This window comes from Echinicola strongylocentroti, assembly GCF_003260975.1.
GTDB lineage: Bacteria > Bacteroidota > Bacteroidia > Cytophagales > Cyclobacteriaceae > Echinicola > Echinicola strongylocentroti.
In genome coordinates this window covers 2,914,426-2,940,116 of record NZ_CP030041.1, presented here as the reverse complement: position 1 = coordinate 2,940,116, position 25,691 = coordinate 2,914,426, and the positions used below count along the sequence as shown (strand labels likewise).

Below are 25,691 nucleotides of genomic sequence, written 5' to 3'. Positions count from 1 at the left end.
AAAGGAAACCCTTTTTGAGTTCGTTGGTTTTCGTAAGTTTGTATTATACACCCTTACCACCAATATATGAGCATCCTTAATGACCGATTAAAGTGTTCTATTTTTTATTTTAACCTACTTATCGCATTAACTGGCTGGCTTATCTTCACCACGAGTGAGGCAGTAGGGCAGTGTTCAAATACCATTACCGTTCCTTCTGGTGAAAGTGAAATCAATATCGAGCTCGAACTTACGGAGGTCATCACTTACAACACCTATTGCCCTGGAGGATTTGAATATCGAGTAAGGATTGACTATAACGTGAGTTTTACCGGCCCCACCCCTACACTTTGGACATTGCAGGGGTATTTGATTTGCGATGACGGTACAGAGCGTGATGAAAACTATTTTGACCTTCCGGAGGGAGGAGGAAGCGGTTCAGTATTGGCCGCCCAAAGTGATTGGCATACCTGTTATTCCAGTCCTCCACATCCAAGTCCTGCTGATTTAGGATGTTTTAATTTTAGGTTGGTCATACAAGGTCCGGACATCCAGGCAGAAGATAATGAGATCACTGAAGGGGTTTGTGAGGAACCCAATTCCTGTGTTGAAGAAGTGCAAGTTTCCGAGTTGGAGCGCTTGTATATATACCGATGCGATGGGCCATTTACTGTTCCAGCTGAATTTGACGATGCCGAGGTGCTGCTTGTCGCTGGAGGTGGAGGCGGGGGGTATGGCGGCAGTGCCGGCGGTGGAGGTGCAGGAGGAATGGTGTATGAACCATCGGTGTCGCTAAACCAGGGAGAGACCTACCCTGTATATGTGGGCAAGGGAGGAGAAGGAGCCACTTCGTCCAATGAAGCTGGCCAAAATGGAATGAGCTCTTATTTTAATAATGTTACTGCTATAGGAGGTGGAGGCGGGGGATCCTATCATAGCAACAGCACCCATAATACAGGAAGGTCTGGGGGCTCAGGAGGAGGGCATGCAAGTAACTCCTCCTCTGGGGCTTCTAGTGGCTCACAGGGAAATGAAGGAGCTCAGGGAGGGCAAGGAAATGGACAGGCTAGATCAGGTGGCGGTGGTGGTGGGGCCGAGACCCGCGGAATATCCGGAAATGGCTCACGTGGCGGTGATGGTGGTGAAGGAGCCTCTTCACCGATATTGGAAGACCTCGATGTGTCGGTGAGTATTGACAATATTTTTGCCGGAGGTGGGGGTGGTTCTGGACGGCCAGGGCAAGGTAACAATCAGGGTACAGGAGGAAGCGGCATTGGTGGAGATGCGGATACCGATGTTGGTGGGTCGGGGGAGCAGAATACCGGATCAGGAGGAGGTGCTGGTTGGGACGGCGGTGGAGACGGTGCCGACGGAATGGTGATTATCCGCCTTCGCCTATCCAGCTTGCCAGTGCTATGGAAAGCTGTTAACGTTGCCTATCAATCCATCAATAACACCGTCCAAATAGATTGGCAGGTGAAAGAGGAGTCTTCTACCAGCCATTATGTGCTTGAACGCTCGCTGGGAGGAATAGATGATTTTAAACAAATCGCTACTTTGGAGTCACGTGACTTGGGTGAGGAATTGATCGAATACCGCTATCAGGACCATGGTCTACCTGCTTTGGGTGGAAGACTGTATTATCGGATCAGGGAAGTGGACATATATGGTGATAGGTCCTACTCAGAGGTGTATTCCGTTACTGTGCCTACGTCCCAAAAACCGCAAAAGGTTTGGAAAATTTACCCAAATCCATCTTCCGGAGCTGATATGAACGTTTCCTATTCTGGGTCTACAGATAAGATAGAGAAGATATATTTTCGGTTGGTTTCGCCATTGCATACCACTGAATATATCCGGGTAGATGGACAAAAGGCATTTGAAGATGCCCTAAGGGAAATTTTTTCATCGTTGAAAAAAGGAATTTGGGTACTGGAAATCAGGTGGGAAGAAAAGGTCGAATATATCAAACTTGTGAGAGGATAACTCCCTCTAAACCGTGAAGCTTAATTTTCGCTCTGAAGGGATAGTGAAATTTCAGCATTGCCGGAAATAAGGTAATGCCTTCCTGAGGTGACTTCTTCACATAAGACCCGGGTTCTTCGTGGCTGTACTTTTTTGAACTTTCTCCCCCGAAGTTCGAAGACTGTTCCAATGGTGACTTCATAGAGGTAGGTGGCCTTTAGACCATTCAGTGATGCATCGTATTTTCGCAACTCCCTGTTTAGCCAGAAGTCTGTACTGGAGCTGGCTTTTGGGCTGGTCATATGTCTCCTGAGCGGAATGAGCAAGTCTTTGGGAAATACTTCGTCAGTAAGCACAGGCTGCATTAACTGCTTAAAGGTGTTTTTCCATTCGTTCCCGTGTGGCTTGATGGTGGTGCCATATTTCCGAAAGGCCCGATGATGTGCTACTTCATGGATGTACGTAATGAGAAATTGATATCGGTTGAGGTTGTGGTTGATCGTGATGGTTTGGACAGACTGGTCGGCCCGAAAGCGAAAATCCCCCAGCTTTGACAGTCTTGACTTGCTGACGGTAAAATGAAACGGAGCCTCTTTCCATAGCTTGAGGCAGTATGGAGCGGCATTTTCTGGCACTTTGGCCTCAAAAATTTTGGCTAGTTTTGATGCGGCACTTGGTTTCATCTGGTGCTAAGATAAAAAAAAGCACCGATTGCTCGGTGCTTTGGGAATTTTGATTTTAATAGGAGAATTAACCGTTGATTTCTTCGGTCACTTCTTCTACGGTGTCTTCTACTGACTCAGCAGCGTCTTCTACCGATTCTTCAAGCTCTTCCACTGATTCTTCGATTACTTGCTCAGTTTCTTCGAGCTGCGTTTCGATCGTCTCTTCAGTTTGTTCAACTTCCTTCTTGCCGCAAGAAGTGGTCAATGCCAGACCAACTAGGGCAAACAAAACCATTGTCTTTTTCATGTGTTTGTTTCTTAAAATAAGCACGCAAATGTACAGCCCTGATTGATATATTCAAGCGATATAAGAAAAAATATTTTTACTTTTTCTTATAGGTAATTTTTACAGGAACTCCTTGGAAATCAAAGTGTTCTCTGAGTCTGTTTTCCAGGTACCTGGTATAAGGTGCTTTGAGGTATTGTGGCAAATTACAGAAGAAAGCAAATACTGGATTTTTGGTAGGCAGCTGGGTGACGTATTTGATTTTGATGTATTTTCCTTTCCATGCTGGCGGTGGATAACGCTCGATTTCCGGAAGCATTTTGTCATTGAGCTGTGAAGTAGCGATTTTTCTCGTCTTGTTTTCGTACACCTGCACTGCCAGTTCGATGGCCTGAAATATCCGCTGCTTGGTCAGCATGGATGTAAAGATGATAGGGATCCAGCGATTTTCGCCAAGTTTTTCCATCATATCATCTTTGAAGGTGTTCATGGTTTTGTGGTCTTTTTCGATGAGGTCCCACTTATTGACCATTATCATGACGCCTTTGTTGTTTTTGATGGCCAGAGAGATCAAGTTGACATCCTGTGCTTCAAGACCGCGGCTGGCATCCACCATCACGATGACCACATCAGAATCCTCCAGCGTCCGCAATGAACGCATCACGGAATAAAACTCGATATCCTCTTTTACCCTGGACTTTTTACGGATCCCAGCGGTATCGGAGATGATAAAATTCTTCCCGTAAAGGGTATAGTGGGAATTGATGGTATCCCTTGTAGTACCGGCCTCGTCCGTGACGATGGTCCTTTCGGTTCCGAGCAGGGCGTTAAGGAAAGAGGATTTACCGACATTGGGGCGACCCAAGATGGCGAGCTTTGGAATGCCCTCATCCGGATTTTCGATGCCAATATCGTCAAAATTAACCACCAGCTCATCCAACAGGTCTCCCGTACCGCTCCCACTGGCAGCAGCAATAGGATAGACGGCACCATCCCCTAGGCCCAATTCATAAAACTCATTGGCCATAAAAGACCTTTCTTGTGTATCGGCTTTATTGGCGACGATATATATGGGCTTATTGGCACCCCGAAGTTCATTGGCAAATTCCTTGTCCAGATCCGTCAGACCATCGATGCAGTCCACCACAAAAAGGATCACAGAAGCTTCTTCCACAGCCAGCTTCACCTGCTTACGGATCTCCGCCTCGAAGACATCTTCCGAGCCGGTAACGTACCCGCCGGTATCGATCACCGAGAAGTACTTTCCTCCCCACTGGGCATGCCCGTAATGGCGGTCTCTAGTGACCCCACTTTCATTGTCTTCGATAGCCTTACGCTGTTCGATGAGACGGTTGAAGAAAGTGGATTTGCCCACATTTGGCCTCCCTACTATTGCTACAATATTTGCCATTTTTTTCTACGCTTAGTTAGGTTACTGATCGTAACCGAATTTTCTTAGTTTGTTTTTATTTTTTCTCCAGTCGTCCTCTACCTTCACATGGGTTTCGAGAAATACCTGCTTGCCAAAAAAAGCTTCCATCGCCTCTCTTGACTGAATACCTACATTCTTTATGGCCTTGCCTTTATCACCTATGATGATGCCCTTTTGGCTGGATCGCTCCACAAAGATAATAGCTCTGATGCGGATGATCTTATCATCTTCCGTAAATTGATCAATAGTTACTTCTGTGCTGTAGGGGATTTCTTTCTTGTAATTGGTAAAGATCTTTTCCCTGATGATCTCAGAGGCAAAGAAACGCTCTGGCCGATCAGTAAGTTCCTCCTTGTCATAATAGGGTGGATGAACGGGCAACCTGTCCAGAATCTCCTGCATGATCCGCTCAATATTAAAGTTCTCCAATGCCGACACAGGAATGACTGTGTCTGTTTTTAGTCGATCAGTCCAGTATTGGGTGACTTCTTCCAGCTTGTTATTCTTGGCGAGGTCAATTTTGTTGATCACCAATAAAACAGGAGTTCCAGAGGCATTGATTTTTTCGATGACTTCCTCGATTTCATTGTCGGTTTCGAACAGGTCAGTAACAAAAACGATCACATCGGCATCCTCCAATGACAGGTTCACAAAGCTCATCATGCTTTTGTGCAGTTCATATTTTGGCTTGAGCATGCCAGGAGTGTCCGAAAAAACAATCTGATAGTCAGCATCATTCATCAGTCCAAGAATACGGTGGCGTGTAGTCTGTGCTTTGGATGAAATAATCGAAAGCCGCTCACCCACCAATACATTCATCAGTGTGGACTTGCCCACGTTGGGCTTGCCGATGATATTTACAAAACCAGCCTTATGTGTTTTTTCGGTCATAGGATAAATATTTTTACAAAGGTACTTGATTTTTCATAATTTCTGCCTACCTTTGTATCACAATAAAGGAAACAGGGTATTGAGCAAGTCAAAACCACCTTTAAATTTAGACAAAAGATATAAATAATTACAAGATATATCGCGGGATGGAGCAGTTGGTAGCTCGTCGGGCTCATAACCCGAAGGTCACAGGTTCGAGTCCTGTTCCCGCTACTTTTAAACTCCGGACAATGTCAAAATTGTTCGGAGTTTTTTGTTTTTCAGGGGTTTAGCATTATTTCGAATCTGTTTGATTCTGTTAAATTCGGATGATTTTGTCCCTATTTTTTGGATATTAGTTACTGCGCCTAATGCTAATCCAGGATTTAGGTAACCCTTTGTCCAGTTCCTTTTTTCTTTTTGAGCCACGTAAGAAAACAACAAATATTTAAAAACACCACAGCAGTAGGTTTCCACAAAAAACACCCTAGATGGAGTATTTTTTATATTTTTAGGAGTCCCTTAGTTTTAGAGGATTATTCAATCATAAATGTTTACAATTGATCAGTAAACGTTTGTAATGGATAATAAGTCTTGAATTAACTAAGCTGACCATTTTATAAAAACAGAATACAAGAGATATATTCGCAATGCGTATGTCCACTCGTGTACATGCAACCAGAATACCCGTCCAAATGGTACAATACCAATGGATATTCCGGTCGATGTTGACCCCTGTTCCGGTGATATTGACCCCTCTGCAGAGGCTGTTTTGGTAGTATAGTCAGAAGACTGACAATTTTACATTTTTTTTCTGAGACTTTCCCCTTTTAACACGATTCTGTAGGAGGCGTGCACCAACCGGTCAAGGATGGCGTCCGCTATGGTCGGTTCACCTATTACATCATACCAGCTTGAGACAGGGAGCTGGCTTACAATAACAGTGGATTTTTTACCATGTCTGTCTTCGATAAGTTCCATAAAGTCCATTTGTTGTTGTTTGTCCAGGTGTGTGAGCCCGAAGTCATCCAGGATAAGCAGGTCTGTTCTGGCCATTTTATCGAAGAACTTGAGCACGGTACCGTCCAACCTTACCATCTTGATTTTGAGCATAAGCTTCTGGGTATTGAAGTAGGCGACCTTTTTGCCGTGCACACAGGCCTGATGGCCGAGGGCCGAGGCCAGGTAACTTTTTCCGCAGCCGGTGGCTCCCGTGATAAGTACCGCATCACCATGTTCCATATATTCCCCGGTCGCCAGTGTTGTCAGGAGCATGTCATCCAGGCCCCTGGTCCTGTCCAGGGAAAGTTCTTCCAGGGAAGCCCTGTAACGGAAGCCCGCATTGGATTCCAGTCTTTTGAATCTCCTGTTGTCCCGTTCCTGTTCTTCTGCCTGCAGCATAAGCTCAAGGCCTTCGGTAAGGGAGAGGCTTTGGTTTTTACGGGTCTCCTGTAATGTTGCCCAGGTCTGGCGCATGCCATGGAGCCTGAGTTTGATAAGTTGTGTTTCGATCGGGTTGGGCATAGTTGTTTAAAGTTTAAGTTATCGTTGTTCGTTGTAATATGTTCTTCCCCTGACGTTGCCGTGTTTGGGAAGTTCCTTGCCGGAGGCTTCCGTTGTGGCTTCTGTCATATTGTTTTCCAGCATGTTCTTGATAAAGCCATAGCTGTATTGATTGTACTCCATGGCGATATTGCAGGCCTTGTCCAGCCGCTGTTCATCCACCTTCCTGGCCAGGGCAAGTAAGCCGTCACAGGTCCTGTAGAGTTGCTCAGGGTACCTGTCCTGCTTAAAGATCAGGGCAATGTATTTGGCGAAGGTATTGGAGTATTGGGCAGCTTTGTCGCGGTAATACGCCGGACTTCTGTCCCTGTAGTGTTGGTGTTGGGAACACAGGTGTTCTTTGAGTGTGGAATAAGGCCCTTGCTGGAAGCCCCTGCCGTGTATGGCCACCCGTTCCCCTTTATGGAACACATAGAGCATGCTGCGGGTGTAGACCACCTTTACCTTCTGGCCTATCAGGGAATATGGCACGCTGTAATAGTGCTTGTCCCGGGACAGGTAGACGTGGTTGTTCTTGGCTACCGTCAGTTCGGCATAATGCCTCAGCTCGAAGCGCTCCCCGGGAAGCTTTCCCAATAAGTGCTTCTCATCGGCCAGGAACCTTTCCTCCCTGCAGTAAGGCTTTTGCTGCATACGGGTCTGGTTATGGGCCTTCACCTTTTCGGCAATGGCCCGGTTCAGGCTGTGTATGTCGAAGAATTGGACGTTCCTGAGCTTGGCATATACCCGGGAATAGAGCACCTTTACCTGGTTTTCCACCAATGCCTTGTCCTGCGGTTTCCTTGCCCTGGCAGGCACTACGGCCGTGCCGTAATGGTTGGCAAAGTCCTCCAGGGCCCGGTTGATACCTGGCTCATATTTGTCGGCCTTGTTTACGGCCGCTTTTAGGTTGTCAGGGACGAGCAGCTGTGGCACCCCTCCCAGCTGCTCCATACAACAGCCCAGGACGTGCAGGAAGTCGGGGATGGTCTGGGAGGGCACAGCCATGGCAAAGGCATAGTCCGAATAGGGCAGGCAGGCCACGAACAGTTGGCACCTGATCTCCTCCCCGGTCTCCCTGTCTATGTAGCAGATGGGCTTGCCCGCAAAGTCTATATACAGCTTCTCTGCCGGTTTATGGTCAAGCACCATGGAAGGCTTTGCCCTGGCCACCTCCTGCTGGCCAAGGTGATAACAAAACTGGCTCCGGCCATACCCTTCGGGGTAAGATTCCCTGTATTCCTCCCATAGAAGGGTTTTGGTCACCCCTTTACGCTTGAGTTCTTTTTGATAATAAGGGAGGTTGGCTATAAAGTGCTCGTAACGGGGGTCTTTATAGGACGGATCCCCTGAAAGGAACAGCTTCTCAACTTCGGGGTCTTCCATGGACAGCAGCTTTTTGGTTGTAAGCCCTGTCTTCCTGTTGTTTTCCAGCAGCTTGTCAAGCTTGAAAAGATAGCTTTTTACCGTGTTCTTGCTCATGTCCAGCATACGGGCAATGGTTTTGATACCGTTGCCCTGCTGCCGTAAAATAATCATCTGTTTGATCTGACTCATCGGTTTTGGTTTTCCTGCCATCGGACTATACTTAGCGGTTTTTTAAAATGTCCGCTAAAAAACCAAAACAACTCCATAGAGGGGGCAACTTGCTCCGGAATCCAGGATCCAAAGGGGTCAGCTTGCTCCGGAATCAGCTCAATATTATTCTTCAGGGGGTCAGCATCCGCCGGAATGGCAGGCGGTTCCGGCACCTAAAGCCACTTCGGTACTTGAATTATTGCCTGGATCCAAGGGGTCAACTTGCTCCGGAATATCCAACCAAAATCAACCTTTTTTGCCATTTGACAAATTCCTAATAAAATGCAACGACAACCTTTGTGACTATGGACAAACTAATAAACTATCTATTGGAGTTCGGGCAGCTAAATCAACAGCAAATTGAATTGATCAAGAGAAAAGCACGGGTATTGGAGTTAAAAAAAGGCGATTACTTTTCCGAAGCAGGAAAAACACCAAAACAAGTAGCTTTTATTGAAGAAGGTATTTTACGGGTATGTTACTATAACAGCGAAGGGGATGAAATCACCAAATACTTTGTTGATGAAAACAATTTTGCAGTGGATATAAACAGCTTCAATCAAAAAATCCCCTCTTCCGAATATGTCCAGGCTGTTACAGATTGTATGCTACTCGTATTTTCTACAGAATCACTTAACGATTTGTCAGCCACCGTCATTCAGTGGGACGGCATTATCAATAAAATAACAGAAAAAGCATTGGTTGAAAAGGTAAATAAACTAAGTCCTATGTTAGCCGAGGATGCCAAGACTAGGTATCTTAGTTTTTTAGAAAAGTTTCCGAATTTAGCCAACAGAATTCCGCTTTCCTATCTCGCGTCTTATTTAGGAATCACGCAATCATCATTAAGCAGAATTCGAAAAAGTATCTGAATTTATTATTTGCCAAATGGCAAAAGTTTTTGCTTTTGAAGTGCTGAGCTTTATTTCATCATTTTAACAAAAAGCGAAAAAATGGATTCAATAATTATTACAGGAGCAACCAGTGGAATTGGTTTTGAGTGTACTTTACAAATGGCTCAAATTGCCAAAAACGAACAAATTATCATTCCTGCCAGAAATATTAAAGCAGGAAAAGAAATAATAGAAAAAATAAAAACCAAAACAGGTCATAAAAACCTAAAATGTCTGGAATTAGATTTGGCTTCTTTAGAATCTATAAGAAAGTTCTCTGAATCATTTGCCAAAGAAAAAAACAACTCTATTTCTATCTTGATAAATAATGCAGGAGTACAGAATATTGGCGAAACACACTATACGGCAGATGGATTTGAAGAGACATTTGGTGTAAATCATCTCGGGTCTTTTGCCTTGACTATGCAATTGCTACCCCTAATAAAAAATGACGGACACATAATATTCACATCTAGCGAAACACATGACCCAGCACTTAAAACACCAATAGAACCACCTATTTATACCAGTGTTCAAGACCTCGCTTTCCCAAAGGAAACTGCCGAAAAACCTAATATAGTTGGGCAAAGAAGGTATTCTACATCAAAATTGTGTAATATAATAACCACTTATCAATTACAAGAACGAGTAAAAAACACAAACATGAGGATAAATGCCTATGACCCAGGAATGACACCAGGAACAGGGCTTGCCAAAACTTATTCACCTATTATGCGATTTTTATGGAAAAACGTCTTCCCTGTTTTGACCCTATTAAAAAGCAACATACATTCACCAGCCCAAGCAGGAAGAAATTTAGCAAACCTTGCTTATTCTGAAAAGTACAAAGACTTGAAGGGAATTTATTTCTCGGATGGGAAAGTGGTTAAAACTTCAGTTGATTCTTATAACAAAGTTTTTCAAAAAAGCCTGTGGGATGGTAGTCTCGAACTGACAAAAACCACATTTACAGAATAACATAAAGAAACTTCTGAAAAGATTGGCAGCTGGTCATGCTGAAAAAGCAGTGTGTTAAATCCGATACTGCGCATGGCCAAACCGTTGTGCCTCATGCCAAAAACGAGAGTAAAACTTACCTTTCACATCAAAACAAGAGTAAGTAATCCCGGAATATGCATTAGCCTATCTATTGCGGTATGAACCTACTTCAAAATCAGTCGCTTCGCTGCTGTTTTCGATTTCACCATAGCGGTGCTATGCCTCAATCTCCAAACAGCCTGATTTTCTTGTAGTTTCAAACCTCATCACGATTCCTAATGCATAAACCGGGATAATTAGTGTTTTTACCCTCGAATAAAGTTCAAGTGCAAAGTTACTCTCGTTATGAACGACTTCAATAAATCTCAACCTTATAACAATCTACTTCTTCTTCCGCCTAGAGCAGATTTAGAAACTAAAGAGATACTAACTAAAACCATTAAGGCTAGTAGAGCATTAGCTCAGCTTAATGGTGCCATAAGAAACCTTCCTAATCCTAGTCTATTTCTTGACACCCTTCACTTACAAGAGGCAAAACCTAATTGACATAGACTTAGGAACACCAAAAACAGTTGGAAACTATCTCAACGCATTGGAAGAAGAAGGCTTCCTGAAATCTGTTAGGGTAGGAAAAGAAAAATTATACTTGAACCAGAAATTGATGAACATACTAGAAAATTAATAAGCAGGAAGGCACACACTCCGAGTATGATAAGGTGGATGCGAATACGGTAGATCAATTTTAAAGGCGTAAACCAACGTGGAATCATGAAGAGGGAAAAGGCTTAAAAGACAAGGATCTGATTCCGGCGATAGGCAGTAAAAAGCATTAGTTAAAAGAAAAAGAGACGACCGTGCAACGAATAAGGAGTGTATTTGATGCAAAATAAGCATCGATTATTTTTGATTTGCGTCGAATAAAGGCTATTTTCGTTGCAAACAATGCGTCGAATGAAGGCTTTTATACATCAAAAAGATAACTGGCCAGAATTTACCTGGAACAGTAATGACTTCTTGGGCCTGTTAAGTGAGGCAAGAAATTTACAGGGTAGACTTATTGGAAAAATGGAAACATTAGGTTTCGGTTTGAGAAACGAGGCCCTACTTGATACATTGACCCTTGATGTATTAAAATCATCGGAGATAGAAGGCGAATTCCTTGACCCTGACCAAGTGCGTTCATCAATTGCACGTAGATTGGGAATGGAAATAGCAGGAGCAGTGGATGCTGACAGAAGTGTAGAAGGAGTAGTTGAAATGATGCTTGACGCTACCCAAAGATGCTTTGATCCATTAACAGCTGACAGGCTTTTTGACTGGCATGCCGCATTGTTTCCAACAGGAAGAAGTGGGATGTACAAAATTACCGTAGCAGATTGGAGAAAAGATACAACTGGGCCTATGCAGGTAGTATCTGGGGCAATGGGGAAAGAAAGGGTTCATTTTCAAGCACCTGATTCCGATCTGGTTGAAAAAGAAATGACCCGATTTCTAAATTGGTTCAACAATAATAAAATTGACTTGGTAATTAAAGCAGCAATCGCCCATTTATGGTTTGTGACAATCCACCCTTTTGAAGGTGGAAATGGAAGAATAACAAGGGCATTGACGGATATGCTCTTGGCGCGAGCTGACAAAAGTAACCAACGTTTTTACAGTATGTCTGCCCAGATCCGGTTGGAAAGAAAACAGTATTATGAGATATTGGAAAAAACGCAAAAAGGGGATTTGGATATAACTGATTGGATTGTTTGGTTTTTAAACTGTTTGATTAACGCTTTAAAAACCACGGATTTAATACTTTCAAAAGTTTTATTCATAGCAGATTTTTGGCAAAAGCATATAGATACTGCAATAAATGACCGACAAAGAAAATTATTGAATAAGCTAATGGATGGATTTGACGGGAAATTAACTTCGTCCAAATGGGCAAAGATTGCAAAGTGCTCTAAAGATTCAGCAGTTAGGGATATTAACGACCTTATTGAGAAAGGGATCTTGCAAAAAGAAGCAGCAGGAGGAAGAAGCACTAATTACGAATTGATAGGAATGCCAGCTGGTAGTCGGGAAGGCAAAGGGGAATCCCACCCCTAAACCTCACCAGGGCTATATCCTGTAAGTATGTTTGACAGGCTGCGAACCTCTCGGTTCATACGGCGCATATTATGCAGTCGGTTAATATTCCAACAAGGTAGACTAACTTAACGAATTGGATGGGAAGCATGAACAAGCGATTAAGTTTTCTTCAAAGCATTGTAGGAACCATACCCCTCGTACCGTACGAAAAATAGTAGACGGAAAAATGCACACACTGTGTGCACAATTCAATTGCTGATGTTTCTTGAAGCAAGTGACACAAAATGGTTAAGGCATTAAAGCCGGGTTGAAAGCTTGGCAACCACTACTTCCGACAGTTATCTATAATGTCACCCTTAAAATTGTATGAATAAAAAAAATCCAATGGAAAGCGCTGGAGGCTGAATTTGATGAAAACCCCAAAAAACAGGAACATCTCTCCTACTTTCGCGTATTTTTGAATTATGAATCATATGCCATCTGCTGAAAGAGCGTTTTCCCTTCCTGCTTTTTTAAGGATTATCAGGACTGATAACTTACTGATGATGGCTTTTGCACAACTGATGACGGCTTATTTTTTGGTAGGGGAAACCTTGTCGGGCATTCCTGCCCTTCTGGATCCTAGTATCTATCTGCTGATCACTTCCACTGTTCTGATAGCTGCAGCTGGTTACTTGATAAATGACTATTACGATGTGAAAATCGATTATATAAACAAACCTGATGAGGTAATTATCGGTAAGGGAATGCGCCGCAGAGTGGTGATGTTTCTCCACACATTTTTGAATATAGCAGGAATAGGCCTTGCTTGCTTGGTAAGCCTAAAAGTAGGCGTCACTCACTTTGGGGCGGCTTTTATTCTTTGGCTATATTCCAATACCCTGAAGCGGTTGCCATTTGTGGGAAATTTGGCAGTGGCCACACTGACGGGATTGGCCATTTGGATGGTAGGGTTTTACTTTGGACAGTCACGGCTTTTGGTGCTCACCTATGCTGTTTTCGCATTCTTCATTAACCTTATCCGCGAAATCATCAAAGACATCGAAGACCGGGAAGGTGATCGGAAACACGGTTGCAAAACACTGCCCATTGTATTGGGGTTTCGAGCTACAAAGAACATCATCTTTGTCATTGCTGCCGTTTTTGTTTGTTCTATATTGATAGTTGCTTATAAAGTTGACGAAACACTTTTGTATGTTTACTTCGGTTTTATTGGAATGTTGTTTATCTATTTTATGTCTTTGATTTACCAAGCAGACAGGAAGGCCCATTTTACACGACTCAGCTTACTTTCTAAAATATTGATGTTGACGGGTGTGCTGAGCATGGCTTTTTTGTAGTCGGTTCTATTGTGGCGCAGCTCTTGTAGTACGGTACTGGTGGTCCCATGAGTACGACAAAGTCTACTATGCTGCTCCAATTAGGATTTTGACCTGATCGGGTTATATTGATCAATAAGCCAAAATTATGATTATTTTTGCCCACGAAAAGATACATTAAGCACTTAAAAACTGGTTTTCAATTGAAAAAAATCGCCATACTCGCCTCAGGAAACGGTAGCAATGCCGAAGAGATCATCAAACATTTTGATGGCTCCACCAAAGGAAAAGTCGCCGTCATCGCATCCAATAAAAAAGATGCTTATGTGCTGGAAAGGGCCAAAAACCACGATATCCCCTTCTTTTCATTTAACAGAAAGGAAATGGAAGAGGCGGTATTGGAAAAGGCATTCGAGGAGCTGGATGTGGACCTCGTCGTACTGGCCGGTTTTCTCCTCAAGGTACCCGATGGCCTGATCCACATGTTTCCCGAAAGGATCATCAATATACACCCTGCGTTACTGCCAAAATTTGGTGGCAAAGGCATGTATGGGATGCGTGTACATGAAGCTGTCAAGGCAAAAAGAGAGAAAGAAACAGGTATCACCATCCATTATGTCAACGAAAAGTATGATGATGGCCGGGTCATCTTTCAGGAAAACGTTACTGTGGACGAAAACGACACCCCAGAGGACATCGCCAAGAAAGTACATGCCCTTGAACACAAATATTTCCCAAAAGTCATCGAAAGCCTACTTTAATCAGCTGATTTTCCTAACTTTGCAGCTTAAATCAAAATTAAGCAAACCTATTTCATTCAATACTTCAAAAAATGGCTGTTAAGAAAATAGAATCTGCCCTTATCTCGGTCTTTTATAAAGACAATCTTGAACCGATCATCGCCCAGCTAAAAGAGCAAGGCGTAAAGATCTACTCCACAGGAGGCACCCAAAAGTTCATCGAAGAGCAAGGCGCAGAAGTAACTGCTGTAGAAGACCTTACTGGGTACCCTTCCATCTTCGGGGGAAGAGTCAAAACACTCCACCCAAAAGTATTTGGAGGCATCCTCCACAGGAGAGAAGATGAAGGAGATCTTTCCCAAGCACAAGAATTTGATATCCCTGCCATTGACCTGGTGATCGTGGACCTGTATCCATTTGAGGAGACAGTAGCCTCCGGTGCTTCAGAGCAGGATATTATCGAAAAAATCGACATCGGAGGCATTTCCCTGATCAGGGCTGCCGCCAAAAACTTCAAAGATGTCACCATCATCGCTTCACGTGACCAGTATGGTGAACTGGAAGAGCGATTGAAAAACAATAACGGTGGCACGACCCTGGAGGACAGAAGGTACTTTGCTGCCCAAGCTTTCCAAGTGTCCTCACATTACGATACCCATATCTTCAACTACTTCAACCAAACGGAAGAAATTCCAGCGTTGAAAGTAAGCGAAACCAACTCCAAGGCACTTCGCTACGGCGAAAACCCGCACCAAAAAGCCCATTTCTATGGCAAGTTGGACGACCTTTTTGACCAGCTAAATGGCAAAGAACTTTCTTATAACAATCTTGTGGACGTGGATGCCGCTGTGGCCTTGATGGCCGAATTTGACGGCGAAACAGCCTTTGCCATCCTTAAGCACAACAATGCCTGTGGCGTGGCCAAAGGAACCTCGGTAAAAGAAGCGTATCTAAAAGCCTTTGAAGCAGACACCCTATCTGCATTTGGTGGTGTACTGATCACCAACCAGGCGGTGGACAAAGCGGCTGCAGAAGAAATGCACAGCCTGTTCTTTGAAGTGCTGATCGCTCCTGCGTTTGACGAAGATGCCCTGGAAATACTGAAAGGCAAGAAAAACAGGATTCTACTGGTACAGAAAACCCAAGTGGGCGGTACCAAGCAGATCAAAACCTTGCTCAACGGCATCATCGAACAAGACAAAGACCTAGCTACAGAAACCAAGGAGGACTTCAAAGTCGCTACCAAAGTAGCTCCTACCGAAGAACAAAAAGACGCATTGGTATTTGCGGCCAAAGTCTGTAAACACTCCAAATCCAATACCATCGTGTTAAGCAACAAGGACCAACTGTTTGCCAGCGGTGTAGGCCAAACTTCTCGTGTAGATGCCTTGAAACAAGCTATCGAAAAAGCCAAGTCTTTTGGTTTTGAACTGAAAGGTTCCGTAATGGCGTCCGACGCCTTCTTCCCTTTCCCTGACTGCGTGGAGATCGCCTTTAAAGAGGGAGTCGCTGCCGTGGTACAGCCAGGAGGCTCCATCAAGGACCAAGACAGCATCGCCTTCTGTGACAAGGTAGGCGTGAGCATGGTGATGACAGGAGTAAGGCACTTCAAACACTAAAATATCCCGCAATAATAATTTCCCCATCCCCAACAGTTCTGTTGGGGATTTTTTTTGACTATTAGCTCCTCGGGATTTGCAATCCCGAGGACAGATAAAGAGGATTTGCAATCCTCCTATAGCCGGATTATAAATCCGGTTTATTTGGGTTCGGGATTGCAAATCCCGAACAGCACTCCAATCACCCTAAAACAGCAAGTCGATAGAAAAAAGCACTCCGATAATTGGAAATATAATCAAAAGCCATATATTATTTGTGAAATTTAACAAACTACTTCTCATGGCTTTTTCATACGCGATTAAAGATCAATCAGCGACCTATTTTTTAACCTTCACAGTTCATCAATGGGTAGACGTTTTCACACGAAAAATCTATACCGATCAATTGCTGAATAGCATTAAACATTGTCAGAAGCAAAAAGGACTTCTAGTTTATGCCTATGTCATCATGACTAACCATTGTCATTTTATCATGCAAAGCACTAAAGTCCCATTAAGTGACATCATCAGGGATTTTAAGAAATACACAGCAAAAAGTATTGTCAAAGCGATTGAAGAAAACCCACAAGAAAGCAGGAAAAATTGGTTGCTATGGTTGTTGAAGAAGGAGGAGGGGATTTGGTTTTGGAAAGAAGGCTATCACGGAGAGGAAATAACTTCAGCGAAATTTATGGCTACTAAAATAAATTATATTCATCTAAACCCTGTAAAAGCCGGCATTGTAGAAAAAGAAGAAGAGTACTTGAACAGTAGTTGTGGTGAGTTTTACGGTATTCGAAACAGTCCTATTGAATTGGCTCCATTATAAAATTTGATGATTAAGGAATAATAGCTCTCCTCGGGATTTGCAATCCCGATGACAGATAGAGAGGATTTGCAATCCTCCTATAGCCGGATTATAAATCCGGTTCATTTGGGTTCGGGATTACAAATCCCGAACAGCGGCAATAAATAAAAATTGGACTGCTTTTTGCTAATGCAGCCCAAAGCTTGGTTCGGCAATCTGGTATCACCCAAAAAACGCTTATTTACTTCCCTAATTTGAGATTTAGCATCTGGGCTATTTGTATCTCTGTGCAAGTGACTTAAAAAAAGTCAGTGGTCACTATTATAAATCCAAATTAAGGTAATAATTTTGTCGTCCCTCGTTTTATTTAAGCATTGTTAATGCTAACTTTAAACGATCAACTCAAACGTAAATTCTAAGTAAAACTACCAGGATGGGATTATTTGACTTTTTTTCAAGTGATATAGCAATAGATTTAGGTACGGCAAATACACTTATAATTCATAAAGAAAAAATTGTAGTGGACGAACCTTCCATTATCGCCATTGACAAATCCAGTAACAGGATTTTGGCAGTGGGTAGGGAAGCCATGAACATGCATGAAAAGACGCACGAAAACATCAAGACCGTCCGTCCGCTGAAGGATGGTGTGATTGCGGATTTCTACGCTGCCGAACAAATGATCCGTGGTCTGATCAAAATGATTCCTGGACACAAAAAAGGCATGTTTCCCCAGTCCCACCGCATGGTCATCTGTATTCCGTCAGGGATCACAGAAGTGGAAAAGAGAGCGGTACGGGATTCGGCCGAGCATGCAGGAGCCAAAGAAGTGTACATGGTCTACGAACCTATCGCAGCAGCTATCGGAATCGGAATCGATATCGAAAAGCCCATGGGATCTATGATCGTGGACATCGGTGGTGGTACGACTGAGATTGCATTGATAGCCCTTTCTGGAATCGTCGCCGACCAGTCCATCAGGGTTGCTGGCGACACCTTTACAAAAGACATTTTGGATTACATGAGAAGGCAGCATAACCTGCTGATCGGAGAGCGGTCTGCAGAAAAAGTGAAGATCGCCATTGGCTCTGCGCTTACGGAGCTGGATGATGCTCCTGAAGACTACGAAATCCGTGGACGTGACCTGATGACAGGGATTCCTAAGGTGATCAAGGTTTCTTATTCGGAGATTGCTTTCGCATTGGATAAGTCGGTTTCCAAAATCGAAGAAGCTGTGCTCAAGGCATTGGAAATCGCACCGCCGGAATTGTCAGCAGACATCTATGACAATGGCATTCACCTCACCGGTGGTGGCGCGCTACTCAAAGGGCTGGACAGAAGGCTTCACCAAAAGACCAAATTGCCCATCCATATCGCTGAAGATCCACTAAGGGCTGTGGTGCGAGGAACAGGCACCGCCCTGAAAAACATAAATAGTTTCCGAACCGTGCTGATGACCTGATGACTGAATGCAACGCATTTTATTATTTCTATATAGCATAAGGGCCTTTTTGCTGTTTATTACATTGGAAACTGCCGCCGTTTGGCTGATTGTTTCCTATAACTCACCACAAGGGGCCGTCTTCTTTAATAGTTCCAATACCTTTACTGGGGCATTTCTAAGTACCAAAGATAACTTTACGGAGTACTTCACCCTTGGCAGGTCCAATGAGGAATTGGCAAAAAAGAACGCACAGCTGATGAAACAGCTGGCCAATTTTCAGCCAGCCAAAGACAGTGTGCACCTATCTCTGGACAGTGCCATGGAAAGCATGTATGAATTTCGGTCTGCGAAGGTCATCAATAATTCCATTAATCTCCGCTACAATTACATTACCTTGAACAGGGGAGCGGAAGACGGTATCAAAGAAGGAATGGGCGTCTTCAATGGAGATGGTATCGTAGGGCGTGTAAAAGGTGTCAGCAGTCATTATGCCTCAGTCATTTCCTTGCTGCACACCGACCTCTTTGTCTCTTCAAAGATAAAATCCACGAATGTATTTGGGTCTACCCAGTGGGACGGTAAAAATCCGCAAAAAGCCAAGCTAAAATACGTCCCTAGGCACGTACAGGTGGCGCATGGAGACACCGTAGTGACTTCTGGCTATAATGCCATATTCCCGGAAGGGATCTTAGTGGGTACCGTGGACACCGTTGCTAACGGTACCGAAACCAATTACCTAGATATAACCATTGAGTTGGCGGCTAATTTCAGTACGCTTACTTATGTATATCTTGTAGAAAATAACCGTGAAGTGGAGCTTGATTCCCTTCAGGAAATGACCGAAATTGTCAATGAATAGCAGAACTGTTATCGCTTCTATTGGAGGTATCTTTCTTTACATGATCATCCAGGTACTGGTGCTAAAAAACCTCGTGCTTTTTGGTACGGCATTTTGTTTTTTGTACATCATTTACCTGTTGCTGCTACCTATTGAAATCAAGACCATTCCTTTAATGCTGATTGCTTTTGTTCTTGGTTTTGGTATAGATGTGTTTTATGACAGTTTGGGGATTCACACTGCCAGTGCGGTAATGATGGCTTTTTTTCGCAAACCTTGGCTTACGATCATCACCCCGACTGGCGGCTATGATACCAATACCCCTCCCACGCTACTGAATATGGGCATAGGATGGTTTTTGATTTATAGTGTTCCCTTAATTTTCTTGCACCACCTGACTTTCTTCTTCATTGATAATCTAGGGACTTCCTTGTATATTCCGATGGCGTACAAAACACTGAGCAGTACGGTGTTTACGTTTATTATTGGTATCATCGTTCAGGTTTTGTTTTACAAGAAAAGGAGAGGCATTTAAATGAACGAAAACAGGCACAGTGTCATCATCATCGTTATCATTATCGTTGGGGTAATCCTGCTGAGCAAACTGTTCATGATCCAAGTAGTGGATGACAGTTTCCTAAGGCGTGCCGAAAGAAATGCTGTACAGCGAATAGTGGATTATCCATATAGAGGCCTGATATCCGACCGCAATGAAGAACTCTTGGTCTATAATAATCCGGTTTTTGACCTGATGGTCATCCCGCAGGAGTTCAACATTGAAGATACAGCCAAATTTTGTGATATTTTTCAGATCGAAAAAGAAAAGCTGATCGAGCGATATACCGCAGCAAAAAAGTACTCTTGGGTAAAACCTTCGCCTCTTATAAAGCAAATCTCCACTACCGATTTTGCAAAAATTCAGGACTACCTGATCGATTATGCTGGTTTATTTGTCATGACCAGATCAGTCAGGGCATATCCTGATTCCATTGCTGGTAGCGCTTTGGGATATATTGCTGAGATCATACCGAGGCAGTTGGAAAGGGACACTATCAACTATTATATACAAGGTGACTATATCGGTCACTCTGGACTGGAGTCTTATTATGAAAAAACACTCCGTGGCAAAAAGGGCGCCAAATACAAAATGGTCAATGTACGTGGCGTGGATAAAGGCTCCTTCAAAAACGGCGCTTTGGATACAGCTTCCGTGGAAGGAATGAACCTTCAAACCACCATTGACCTGCAATTACAGAAGTACGGAGAAAAGCTCATGAAAGGCAAACGGGGATCTGTGGTGGCGATCGAACCAAAAACTGGGGAGATACTGTCGATGGTTTCTGCACCCGTTTATGACCCAAACCTGCTGGCCGGGGCTGCTTACAGCAAGAATTATAATGTTTTGCTATCGGACACGACAAAGCCACTTTTTATTCGGCCTATTCAGGCAAAATATCCTCCAGGCTCCATCTTTAAGGTGGTGCAGTCCTTAATAGGCCTGCAATGGGGCGTCTTGACACCAAAAACCACTTATGCATGCAATAAAGCGTTAGTGGCTTGCCATAACCACCCGAGCCCCGTAAATCTATTCGGTGCTATTCGGAACTCTTGTAACCCATACTATTATCAAGCCTTCAGGCAAATGATCAATCAGGAGGTATCTTCCAACACTTACAAGGATACCCAGATTGGTTTGGATAAGTGGCATGAGGCGGTCGAGAAATTTGGCCTGGGAAATAAACTGGGAGTGGATCTACCCTACGAAAATAGTGGTAGTGTTCCTTCCAGCTCACTCTACGATAGGATTTATGGTAAGGCCAGGTGGAAGTACAGTACGATCTATTCATTATCCATTGGCCAAGGTGAAATGGAGGTCACTCCAATACAAATGGCCAATTTAGCAGCAATATTTGCTAATAAAGGCTATTATTATACTCCGCACCTCATCAAGGCAATCAACGGGGATCCAGACAATATCCCTGAAGAATATACCACCAAGCATGATGTTGGTGTGGCCGCCCATCACTTTGATATGGTACAGGATGCCATGGCGGAGGCGCTTTACGGTACTGCCATGCGCGCCATCATCAAGGACATTGCTATTGCCGGAAAGACTGGGACTGCGCAAAACCCCCAAGGGGAAGATCACTCGGTCTTCATCGCCTTCGCACCAAAAGAGGATCCCAAGATCGCTATTGCGGTGTACGTAGAAAATGCCGGCTGGGGTGGCCGGGCCGCTGCCAGCACGGCCAGCTTGATGATCGAGAAATATTTGAGAGGACATATAGAAAGACCGGCACTCGAAGAGTACGTTCTGGTCGGAGACTTTGCAGACTGACGTGAGACAAGACGATTTATATATCAACAAAATTGATTGGCTGAGCATTTTGCTTTACGGAGCTTTGGTGATGATCGGCTGGTTTAACATCTATGCTGCCGTCTATGATGAACAGGCCGCAAAAAGTATCTTTGATTTTAGTATCAACAGTGGAAAACAGCTGGTATGGATCGGAACTGCCGTGCTTCTGATTACTGTCATCATGGTCGCCGATTACCGGCTTTTTGATAACCTTAGCCTGATCCTTTATGGGGTATTCTTGGTGATCTTGCTCCTGACTCCATTTATCGGCAAAGAGATCAATGGACAACGAGCCTGGTTTGAAATAGGCCCGTTCCGTTTACAACCTGGGGAGTTTGCCAAATTTGCCACGGCATTGGCGTTGGCCAAGTTCATCGAAAAACCTTCATTTGACCTCAGCCAGCCCAAATTCCAGTTTCAGGCACTTCTTGTCATCATGATACCTGTGTCACTGATCATGCTCCAGCCAGATACGGGTACTGCCATGGTGTATTTTTCATTTTTCATCATGCTGTACCGTGAAGGAATGCCCCAGAAATATTATATCACTGCATTGGTTTTTATTGCCATTTCGCTACTCTCCTTGGCAGTGGATAATAACCTGTACATTGCACTTCCCGTGGCCGGCCTTACCCTCGCCCTGATCTTGATGGGTAAGAAAAACTGGCAGCGAATCGTGACGCTGGGCCTTATCGGTATCGCTATCATTGCTTATTCTTACAGTTTGGACTTGGTCGTTTCCAAACTTCCCCAGCACCAACAAAACAGGATAATGGTGCTTTTTAATCCTGACATTGACCCTTTGGGTGTGGGATGGAATGTCACCCAGTCCAAAATTGCGATCGGATCTGGTGGTTTCTTGGGAAAAGGGTACCTTGAGGGAACCCAGACGAAGTTTGATTTTGTGCCCGAGCAGCATACCGATTTTATCTTCTGTACGCTGGGAGAAGAGTTTGGGTGGATAGGAAGTTTGGTCGTGGTGGTGCTCTTTGTAGCCTTGCTTGTCCGGTTGGTGTTTTTGGCCGAGCGGCAAAAAACCCGATTCTCGCGAGTGTATGGCTACTGTGTCATATCCATCTTACTCTTTCACTTTATGATCAATATATCCATGACCATTGGGCTGTTTCCAGTGGTAGGGATTCCACTGCCGTTTTTTAGTTATGGCGGATCTTCCTTGTGGTCCTTTACCATCCTGTTGTTCATCTTTATCAAGTTGGATTCACACCGGATCCAACTACTTGGAAGGATGAATTAACCCGGGATTAATAATCAATCCGGCTGGTTGATCGGGTAGCTTTTATCATATTGGCCTATTTGGATTGGTCTCCACTCAGGTCCTTCCAAAAACAATGGATGTGGCAACCTGACGTCCCAGTGCCCCAGTTTTTGGAGCAGGTTTTTGGTTACCTCAAGGTTTTCTAAGGCTACGTCATGCTGCTCTGAAACATCCGTACTAAGATCAAACAACATCGGCAACCTGTCAGGTAGCCTAACCAATTTCCAATCTCCCTCCCGGATGGCGGCGCTGATGGTGAATCTCCATTTTATCTCCTCATGTGGCGCCTGCTTATTTTCTCCCAGGAGATAAGGCATTAGGTTGACGCCATCAAATTGGTTTTCTTTCCGCAAGGTACCTCCACCAAGTGCTATAAAGGTAGGTGTCAGGTCCAGAGCGCTTACAGGGTGTGGATATATCGTTCCACCTTGCAGGTGTCCTTTCCAGTTGATGATAAATGGAACCCGAATACCCCCTTCCAGCAATGTCCCCTTTTTGCCATTGTAGGGGGCATTGATGGAAGCGTTGGTTATCACAGGACCGCCGTTGTCACTGATAAATACAAAGACTGTTTCTTCTACCAGCCCCGCTTCTTTTACCGCATTGACGATTTTGCCCACATTGACATCCAGTCGGTGTACCATTGCAGCATAAGTCCTTCTTTTTTTGTCTTTGATATGCGAGTAAAGTTCCAGGTCTTCTGCTGTGGCCTGCATCGGTGTGTGGGGAGCATTAAAGGAGGCATATAGGAAAAAAGGTTCCTCCTGATGACGAAGGATAAAATCTACACATTCGTCCCCCTTATCGTCGGTTATGTAGGTGATTTCTTGAGGGATTTTATAATTACTTTCCAGCTGGGCTTTATAGCCCCGGCGAGCTTCAGTAGCTTCAAAATAATCATGGCCACCACCCCGATAGCCCCAAAATTCATCAAAGCCCCTGTTCAGTGGGTAGAACTGGTCTTTCTCGCCCAAGTGCCATTTTCCGACTATCCCTGTGGTATAGCCCAGTTCTTGAAGGTGGTTTCCGACCGTTTTGACATCCACTGGCAAGCCGAGGTATTCTGGGTCAAAACCCGCTTGGTTATTTGATAAGTTATTGTCATAGCCAAAAGTCACCTGATTTTTGCCCGTCAAAAATCCCGCCCTGGATGGGCTGCAGACTGCCGAAGAAACATATCCTTGAGAAAAAACCACACCAGTCTCTGCAAGTAGGTCAATATGGGGCGTCTTAATTTGTGTGCTTCCAGTAAAGCTGAGATCTCCGTAGCCAAGATCATCTGCAACGATCAAAACATAGTTAGGTTGTTTTTTGCCTTGCGGCAAATTACTGGATGTCAAATTCTGGGCAAATACCGTAGTGCAGATAAGTCCTAGGAGAACCAGGGAAAGACCGATTTTTCGCATTTTCTTCAAATTCATAATAGTTATCAAACATGCTGTGTCCTCGGTATCAGGGCGCAGTTGGCCTCTCTAAAGAGGTGCCTTCACTGCCGCACCGATAGCCTCGCAGATTTACATGAGAATTTTTAGATAATGGATTATCGGGTTAGGGGATGACTAAGGTACTACTTTTCGTCAAATTTCCGATAGATCAGGTGCAAGAACTCATTTACCTCATCGGATTCTTTGTCCCAGTTCAGCTCGTCGACATACCTATCATTGACCAGGTCTATTGCTTCCACAAAACTATCGCATTCATCGATCGATTTAAATGCGTGTCCCATCAGGTCAGGATTGCCATCGAAGAGTTTTTTCGTAAACATAAATCGCTGGTTGATGGCCAGTCCGTCATCCATAGAGGTAATGGGACCTTTTAGTATACCACTTTGCTCTGCTTCAAATTTTGCCCAAGCCAATGCTGGGTCGATGTCTTTTTCATGGCTGCCAAAGGCATTTTTTTCTACTGCTTCCACTTTTTCTTCGCTATCCACCTGAGTTTCTTCGAGGTCCTCTGCTTCCGGAGACTCATTGTGAAGTGGCGTTTCGTCTGGAGTGGCGTCTTCGATGTGGTTTTTTTTCTTTGTTTCAGGAAGTAGCTGTTCCCAGACGATAGGCTGTACTTGTGCCAGTCCTTCCAGCAGGGGTTTTGGCTCAGCCAACTGATCGAGCAATTGCTGATAGGTATCGCTCAGGGCGGTTTTGTATTGATCTGCATAACCGTGGCCTCCTTTTTCCATCAGCTCATTCAGCATATTTTCGTGCCATTTGATGTACTTTCTAGAAGCTTTCAGATGACCATGAGGGCTGGAACCCTGGCTCTTTTCGATTTCTCCCCAGAAGTAGACCATGGGATCCAAAGCCAACAGCACCGTATCAATTACTGCGATTTCCAATAGCGGCAAAAAGTGATGATGCTCGATTTTAATGGCCCTGGAGAGTACATTCATAAATTCCTTCAAGGCTTCGGAAACGGCCATGTCCTTATAGTCAAAGTAGGGATTGGCTTTCAGCTTTTCCAATTCCGCGTTCCACTTTTCAAAAAGCGTCTTGATTACCATAAAATTAACCTGTGAACTTGGGGTCAATTGGATGATTTCTTGCCCAGACATGTACCTTTTGGTACCAAAATATTCGGAACATATCTTTTCCGATACATCATGAGCATAGTTTTCTAAATAATTGAGGTTAATTTTATCGTTCATTTCGTTGTTGGATTAGCTATAGCCTTTTGAGAATAATGCCTAAAATAATAATTGAAAACCTATACCACAAGGAGATTTCCACAAAAGCCCTCGACCGCAAAGTTATCGAAATTATCCATGAAAATTACGTAGATTGGATGCATGCTTGTGGAAAAAAAGGCAGGTGTACCACTTGTATGATGATTGTGGAAGAAGGTATGGAAAACTTATCTGAACTCACGGACCGGGAAGCCCATTTTCGAAAACTGGGTAAACTTAACGCCAATCAACGGCTCACCTGTCAAGCCCAACTGAAAGAGGGCACCCTTCGTATCCGGGTCAATGAACTGTACAAACTTCCCCACTTGGATTATGGTGAATGATACAAAGGGAATGATAGA

At 44.0% G+C, this 25,691-nt stretch carries 24 protein-coding genes and 1 tRNA gene; 17 read left to right on the top strand and 8 right to left on the bottom strand.

Translation table 11 applies throughout. The features are described 5' to 3' along the window. Positions 1 to 66 precede the first annotated feature (66 nt). Positions 67 to 1,965 carry a glycine-rich domain-containing protein gene (locus DN752_RS11365; RefSeq protein WP_112784054.1) on the top strand — a complete coding sequence of 633 codons (1,899 nt, stop codon included), beginning with the start codon at positions 67 to 69 and terminating at the stop codon, positions 1,963 to 1,965. 20 nt (positions 1,966 to 1,985) lie between these two features. On the opposite strand, the gene DN752_RS11360 is transcribed toward DN752_RS11365, so the two are convergent. The 4 genes from DN752_RS11360 to era all read right to left on the bottom strand — a co-directional run bounded on the left by DN752_RS11360 (position 1,986) and on the right by era (position 5,218). Further along, positions 1,986 to 2,627, bottom strand: coding sequence for a SprT-like domain-containing protein (locus DN752_RS11360; RefSeq protein WP_112784053.1), 642 nt, complete (start codon positions 2,625 to 2,627; stop codon positions 1,986 to 1,988). A 67-nt stretch (positions 2,628 to 2,694) separates the two neighbouring features. Next, positions 2,695 to 2,916: a hypothetical protein gene (locus tag DN752_RS11355; protein WP_112784052.1), complete on the bottom strand. Its 222-nt coding sequence runs from the start codon at positions 2,914 to 2,916 to the stop codon at positions 2,695 to 2,697. Positions 2,917 to 2,992: 76 nt separating this feature from the next. Continuing rightward, positions 2,993 to 4,306, bottom strand: a complete 1,314-nt coding sequence (gene der, locus DN752_RS11350; protein WP_112784051.1) for a ribosome biogenesis GTPase Der — start codon at positions 4,304 to 4,306, stop codon at positions 2,993 to 2,995. Positions 4,307 to 4,327: 21 nt separating this feature from the next. After that, positions 4,328 to 5,218, bottom strand: a complete 891-nt coding sequence (gene era, locus DN752_RS11345; RefSeq protein WP_112784050.1) for a GTPase Era — start codon at positions 5,216 to 5,218, stop codon at positions 4,328 to 4,330. A gap of 140 nt (positions 5,219 to 5,358) precedes the next feature. On the opposite strand from era, the gene DN752_RS11340 reads away from it, so the two are divergent. Continuing rightward, positions 5,359 to 5,431: transfer RNA gene (locus DN752_RS11340), tRNA-Met, on the top strand. A gap of 567 nt (positions 5,432 to 5,998) precedes the next feature. On the opposite strand, the gene istB is transcribed toward DN752_RS11340, so the two are convergent. Both istB and istA read right to left on the bottom strand, forming a co-directional pair. Further along, positions 5,999 to 6,721, bottom strand: coding sequence for an IS21-like element helper ATPase IstB (gene istB / locus DN752_RS11335; protein ID WP_112782570.1), 723 nt, complete (start codon positions 6,719 to 6,721; stop codon positions 5,999 to 6,001). A gap of 18 nt (positions 6,722 to 6,739) precedes the next feature. After that, positions 6,740 to 8,296 carry an IS21 family transposase gene (gene istA, locus DN752_RS11330; protein ID WP_245949435.1) on the bottom strand — a complete coding sequence of 519 codons (1,557 nt, stop codon included), beginning with the start codon at positions 8,294 to 8,296 and terminating at the stop codon, positions 6,740 to 6,742. 326 nt (positions 8,297 to 8,622) lie between these two features. Between istA and DN752_RS11320 the strand changes: the two genes are divergently transcribed. The 14 genes from DN752_RS11320 (at position 8,623) to rodA (ending at position 22,646) form a co-directional block, all read left to right on the top strand. Next, the gene (locus tag DN752_RS11320; protein WP_112784049.1) at positions 8,623 to 9,189 is read left to right on the top strand and encodes a Crp/Fnr family transcriptional regulator; all 567 of its coding nucleotides are present in this window, start codon (positions 8,623 to 8,625) and stop codon (positions 9,187 to 9,189) included. An 81-nt stretch (positions 9,190 to 9,270) separates the two neighbouring features. Beyond that, complete coding sequence (locus DN752_RS11315; protein ID WP_112784048.1) at positions 9,271 to 10,188, top strand: SDR family NAD(P)-dependent oxidoreductase; 918 nt, start codon at positions 9,271 to 9,273, stop codon at positions 10,186 to 10,188. Between the two features lie 366 nt (positions 10,189 to 10,554). Then, positions 10,555 to 10,755: a Fic/DOC family N-terminal domain-containing protein gene (locus DN752_RS11310; protein WP_112784047.1), complete on the top strand. Its 201-nt coding sequence runs from the start codon at positions 10,555 to 10,557 to the stop codon at positions 10,753 to 10,755. Further along, positions 10,718 to 10,891 carry a hypothetical protein gene (locus DN752_RS25340; protein ID WP_394337170.1) on the top strand — a complete coding sequence of 58 codons (174 nt, stop codon included), beginning with the start codon at positions 10,718 to 10,720 and terminating at the stop codon, positions 10,889 to 10,891. Before DN752_RS11310 ends, DN752_RS25340 begins: the two co-directional genes overlap by 38 nt. 269 nt (positions 10,892 to 11,160) lie before the next feature. Then, complete coding sequence (locus tag DN752_RS11305; protein ID WP_112784046.1) at positions 11,161 to 12,303, top strand: Fic family protein; 1,143 nt, start codon at positions 11,161 to 11,163, stop codon at positions 12,301 to 12,303. A 446-nt stretch (positions 12,304 to 12,749) separates the two neighbouring features. Continuing rightward, positions 12,750 to 13,625, top strand: coding sequence for a geranylgeranylglycerol-phosphate geranylgeranyltransferase (locus DN752_RS11300; RefSeq protein WP_112784045.1), 876 nt, complete (start codon positions 12,750 to 12,752; stop codon positions 13,623 to 13,625). A gap of 182 nt (positions 13,626 to 13,807) precedes the next feature. Further along, positions 13,808 to 14,365: a phosphoribosylglycinamide formyltransferase gene (purN, locus tag DN752_RS11295; RefSeq protein ID WP_112784044.1), complete on the top strand. Its 558-nt coding sequence runs from the start codon at positions 13,808 to 13,810 to the stop codon at positions 14,363 to 14,365. Between the two features lie 71 nt (positions 14,366 to 14,436). Continuing rightward, positions 14,437 to 15,963, top strand: a complete 1,527-nt coding sequence (gene purH, locus DN752_RS11290) for a bifunctional phosphoribosylaminoimidazolecarboxamide formyltransferase/IMP cyclohydrolase (protein ID WP_112784043.1) — start codon at positions 14,437 to 14,439, stop codon at positions 15,961 to 15,963. A 280-nt stretch (positions 15,964 to 16,243) separates the two neighbouring features. Then, the gene (locus DN752_RS11285; RefSeq protein WP_112784042.1) at positions 16,244 to 16,771 is read left to right on the top strand and encodes an REP-associated tyrosine transposase; all 528 of its coding nucleotides are present in this window, start codon (positions 16,244 to 16,246) and stop codon (positions 16,769 to 16,771) included. 412 nt (positions 16,772 to 17,183) lie between these two features. Further along, on the top strand, positions 17,184 to 18,212 hold the full coding sequence (locus DN752_RS11280; protein ID WP_015265297.1) for a rod shape-determining protein: 1,029 nt from the start codon (positions 17,184 to 17,186) through the stop codon (positions 18,210 to 18,212). 7 nt (positions 18,213 to 18,219) lie between these two features. Continuing rightward, positions 18,220 to 19,053 (top strand): rod shape-determining protein MreC, encoded by an 834-nt coding sequence (gene mreC / locus DN752_RS11275; RefSeq protein WP_112784041.1) that lies wholly within the window; start codon positions 18,220 to 18,222, stop codon positions 19,051 to 19,053. After that, on the top strand, positions 19,046 to 19,567 hold the full coding sequence (locus DN752_RS11270) for a rod shape-determining protein MreD (protein ID WP_112784040.1): 522 nt from the start codon (positions 19,046 to 19,048) through the stop codon (positions 19,565 to 19,567). Before mreC ends, DN752_RS11270 begins: the two co-directional genes overlap by 8 nt. Beyond that, positions 19,568 to 21,370 (top strand): penicillin-binding protein 2, encoded by a 1,803-nt coding sequence (mrdA, locus tag DN752_RS11265; RefSeq protein WP_112784039.1) that lies wholly within the window; start codon positions 19,568 to 19,570, stop codon positions 21,368 to 21,370. It abuts the gene before it with no gap. Position 21,371: 1 nt separating this feature from the next. Beyond that, positions 21,372 to 22,646: a rod shape-determining protein RodA gene (gene rodA / locus DN752_RS11260; RefSeq protein WP_112784038.1), complete on the top strand. Its 1,275-nt coding sequence runs from the start codon at positions 21,372 to 21,374 to the stop codon at positions 22,644 to 22,646. A gap of 14 nt (positions 22,647 to 22,660) precedes the next feature. On the opposite strand, the gene DN752_RS11255 is transcribed toward rodA, so the two are convergent. Both DN752_RS11255 and DN752_RS11250 read right to left on the bottom strand, forming a co-directional pair. Next, entirely contained in the window at positions 22,661 to 24,088 is a 1,428-nt protein-coding gene (locus DN752_RS11255) for a sulfatase-like hydrolase/transferase (RefSeq protein WP_245949510.1), read from the bottom strand. Positions 24,089 to 24,234: 146 nt separating this feature from the next. After that, complete coding sequence (locus DN752_RS11250) at positions 24,235 to 25,311, bottom strand: hypothetical protein (protein WP_112784036.1); 1,077 nt, start codon at positions 25,309 to 25,311, stop codon at positions 24,235 to 24,237. A gap of 35 nt (positions 25,312 to 25,346) precedes the next feature. Between DN752_RS11250 and DN752_RS11245 the strand changes: the two genes are divergently transcribed. Further along, positions 25,347 to 25,673, top strand: a complete 327-nt coding sequence (locus tag DN752_RS11245) for a 2Fe-2S iron-sulfur cluster-binding protein (protein ID WP_112784035.1) — start codon at positions 25,347 to 25,349, stop codon at positions 25,671 to 25,673. Positions 25,674 to 25,691: the final 18 nt, after the last annotated feature.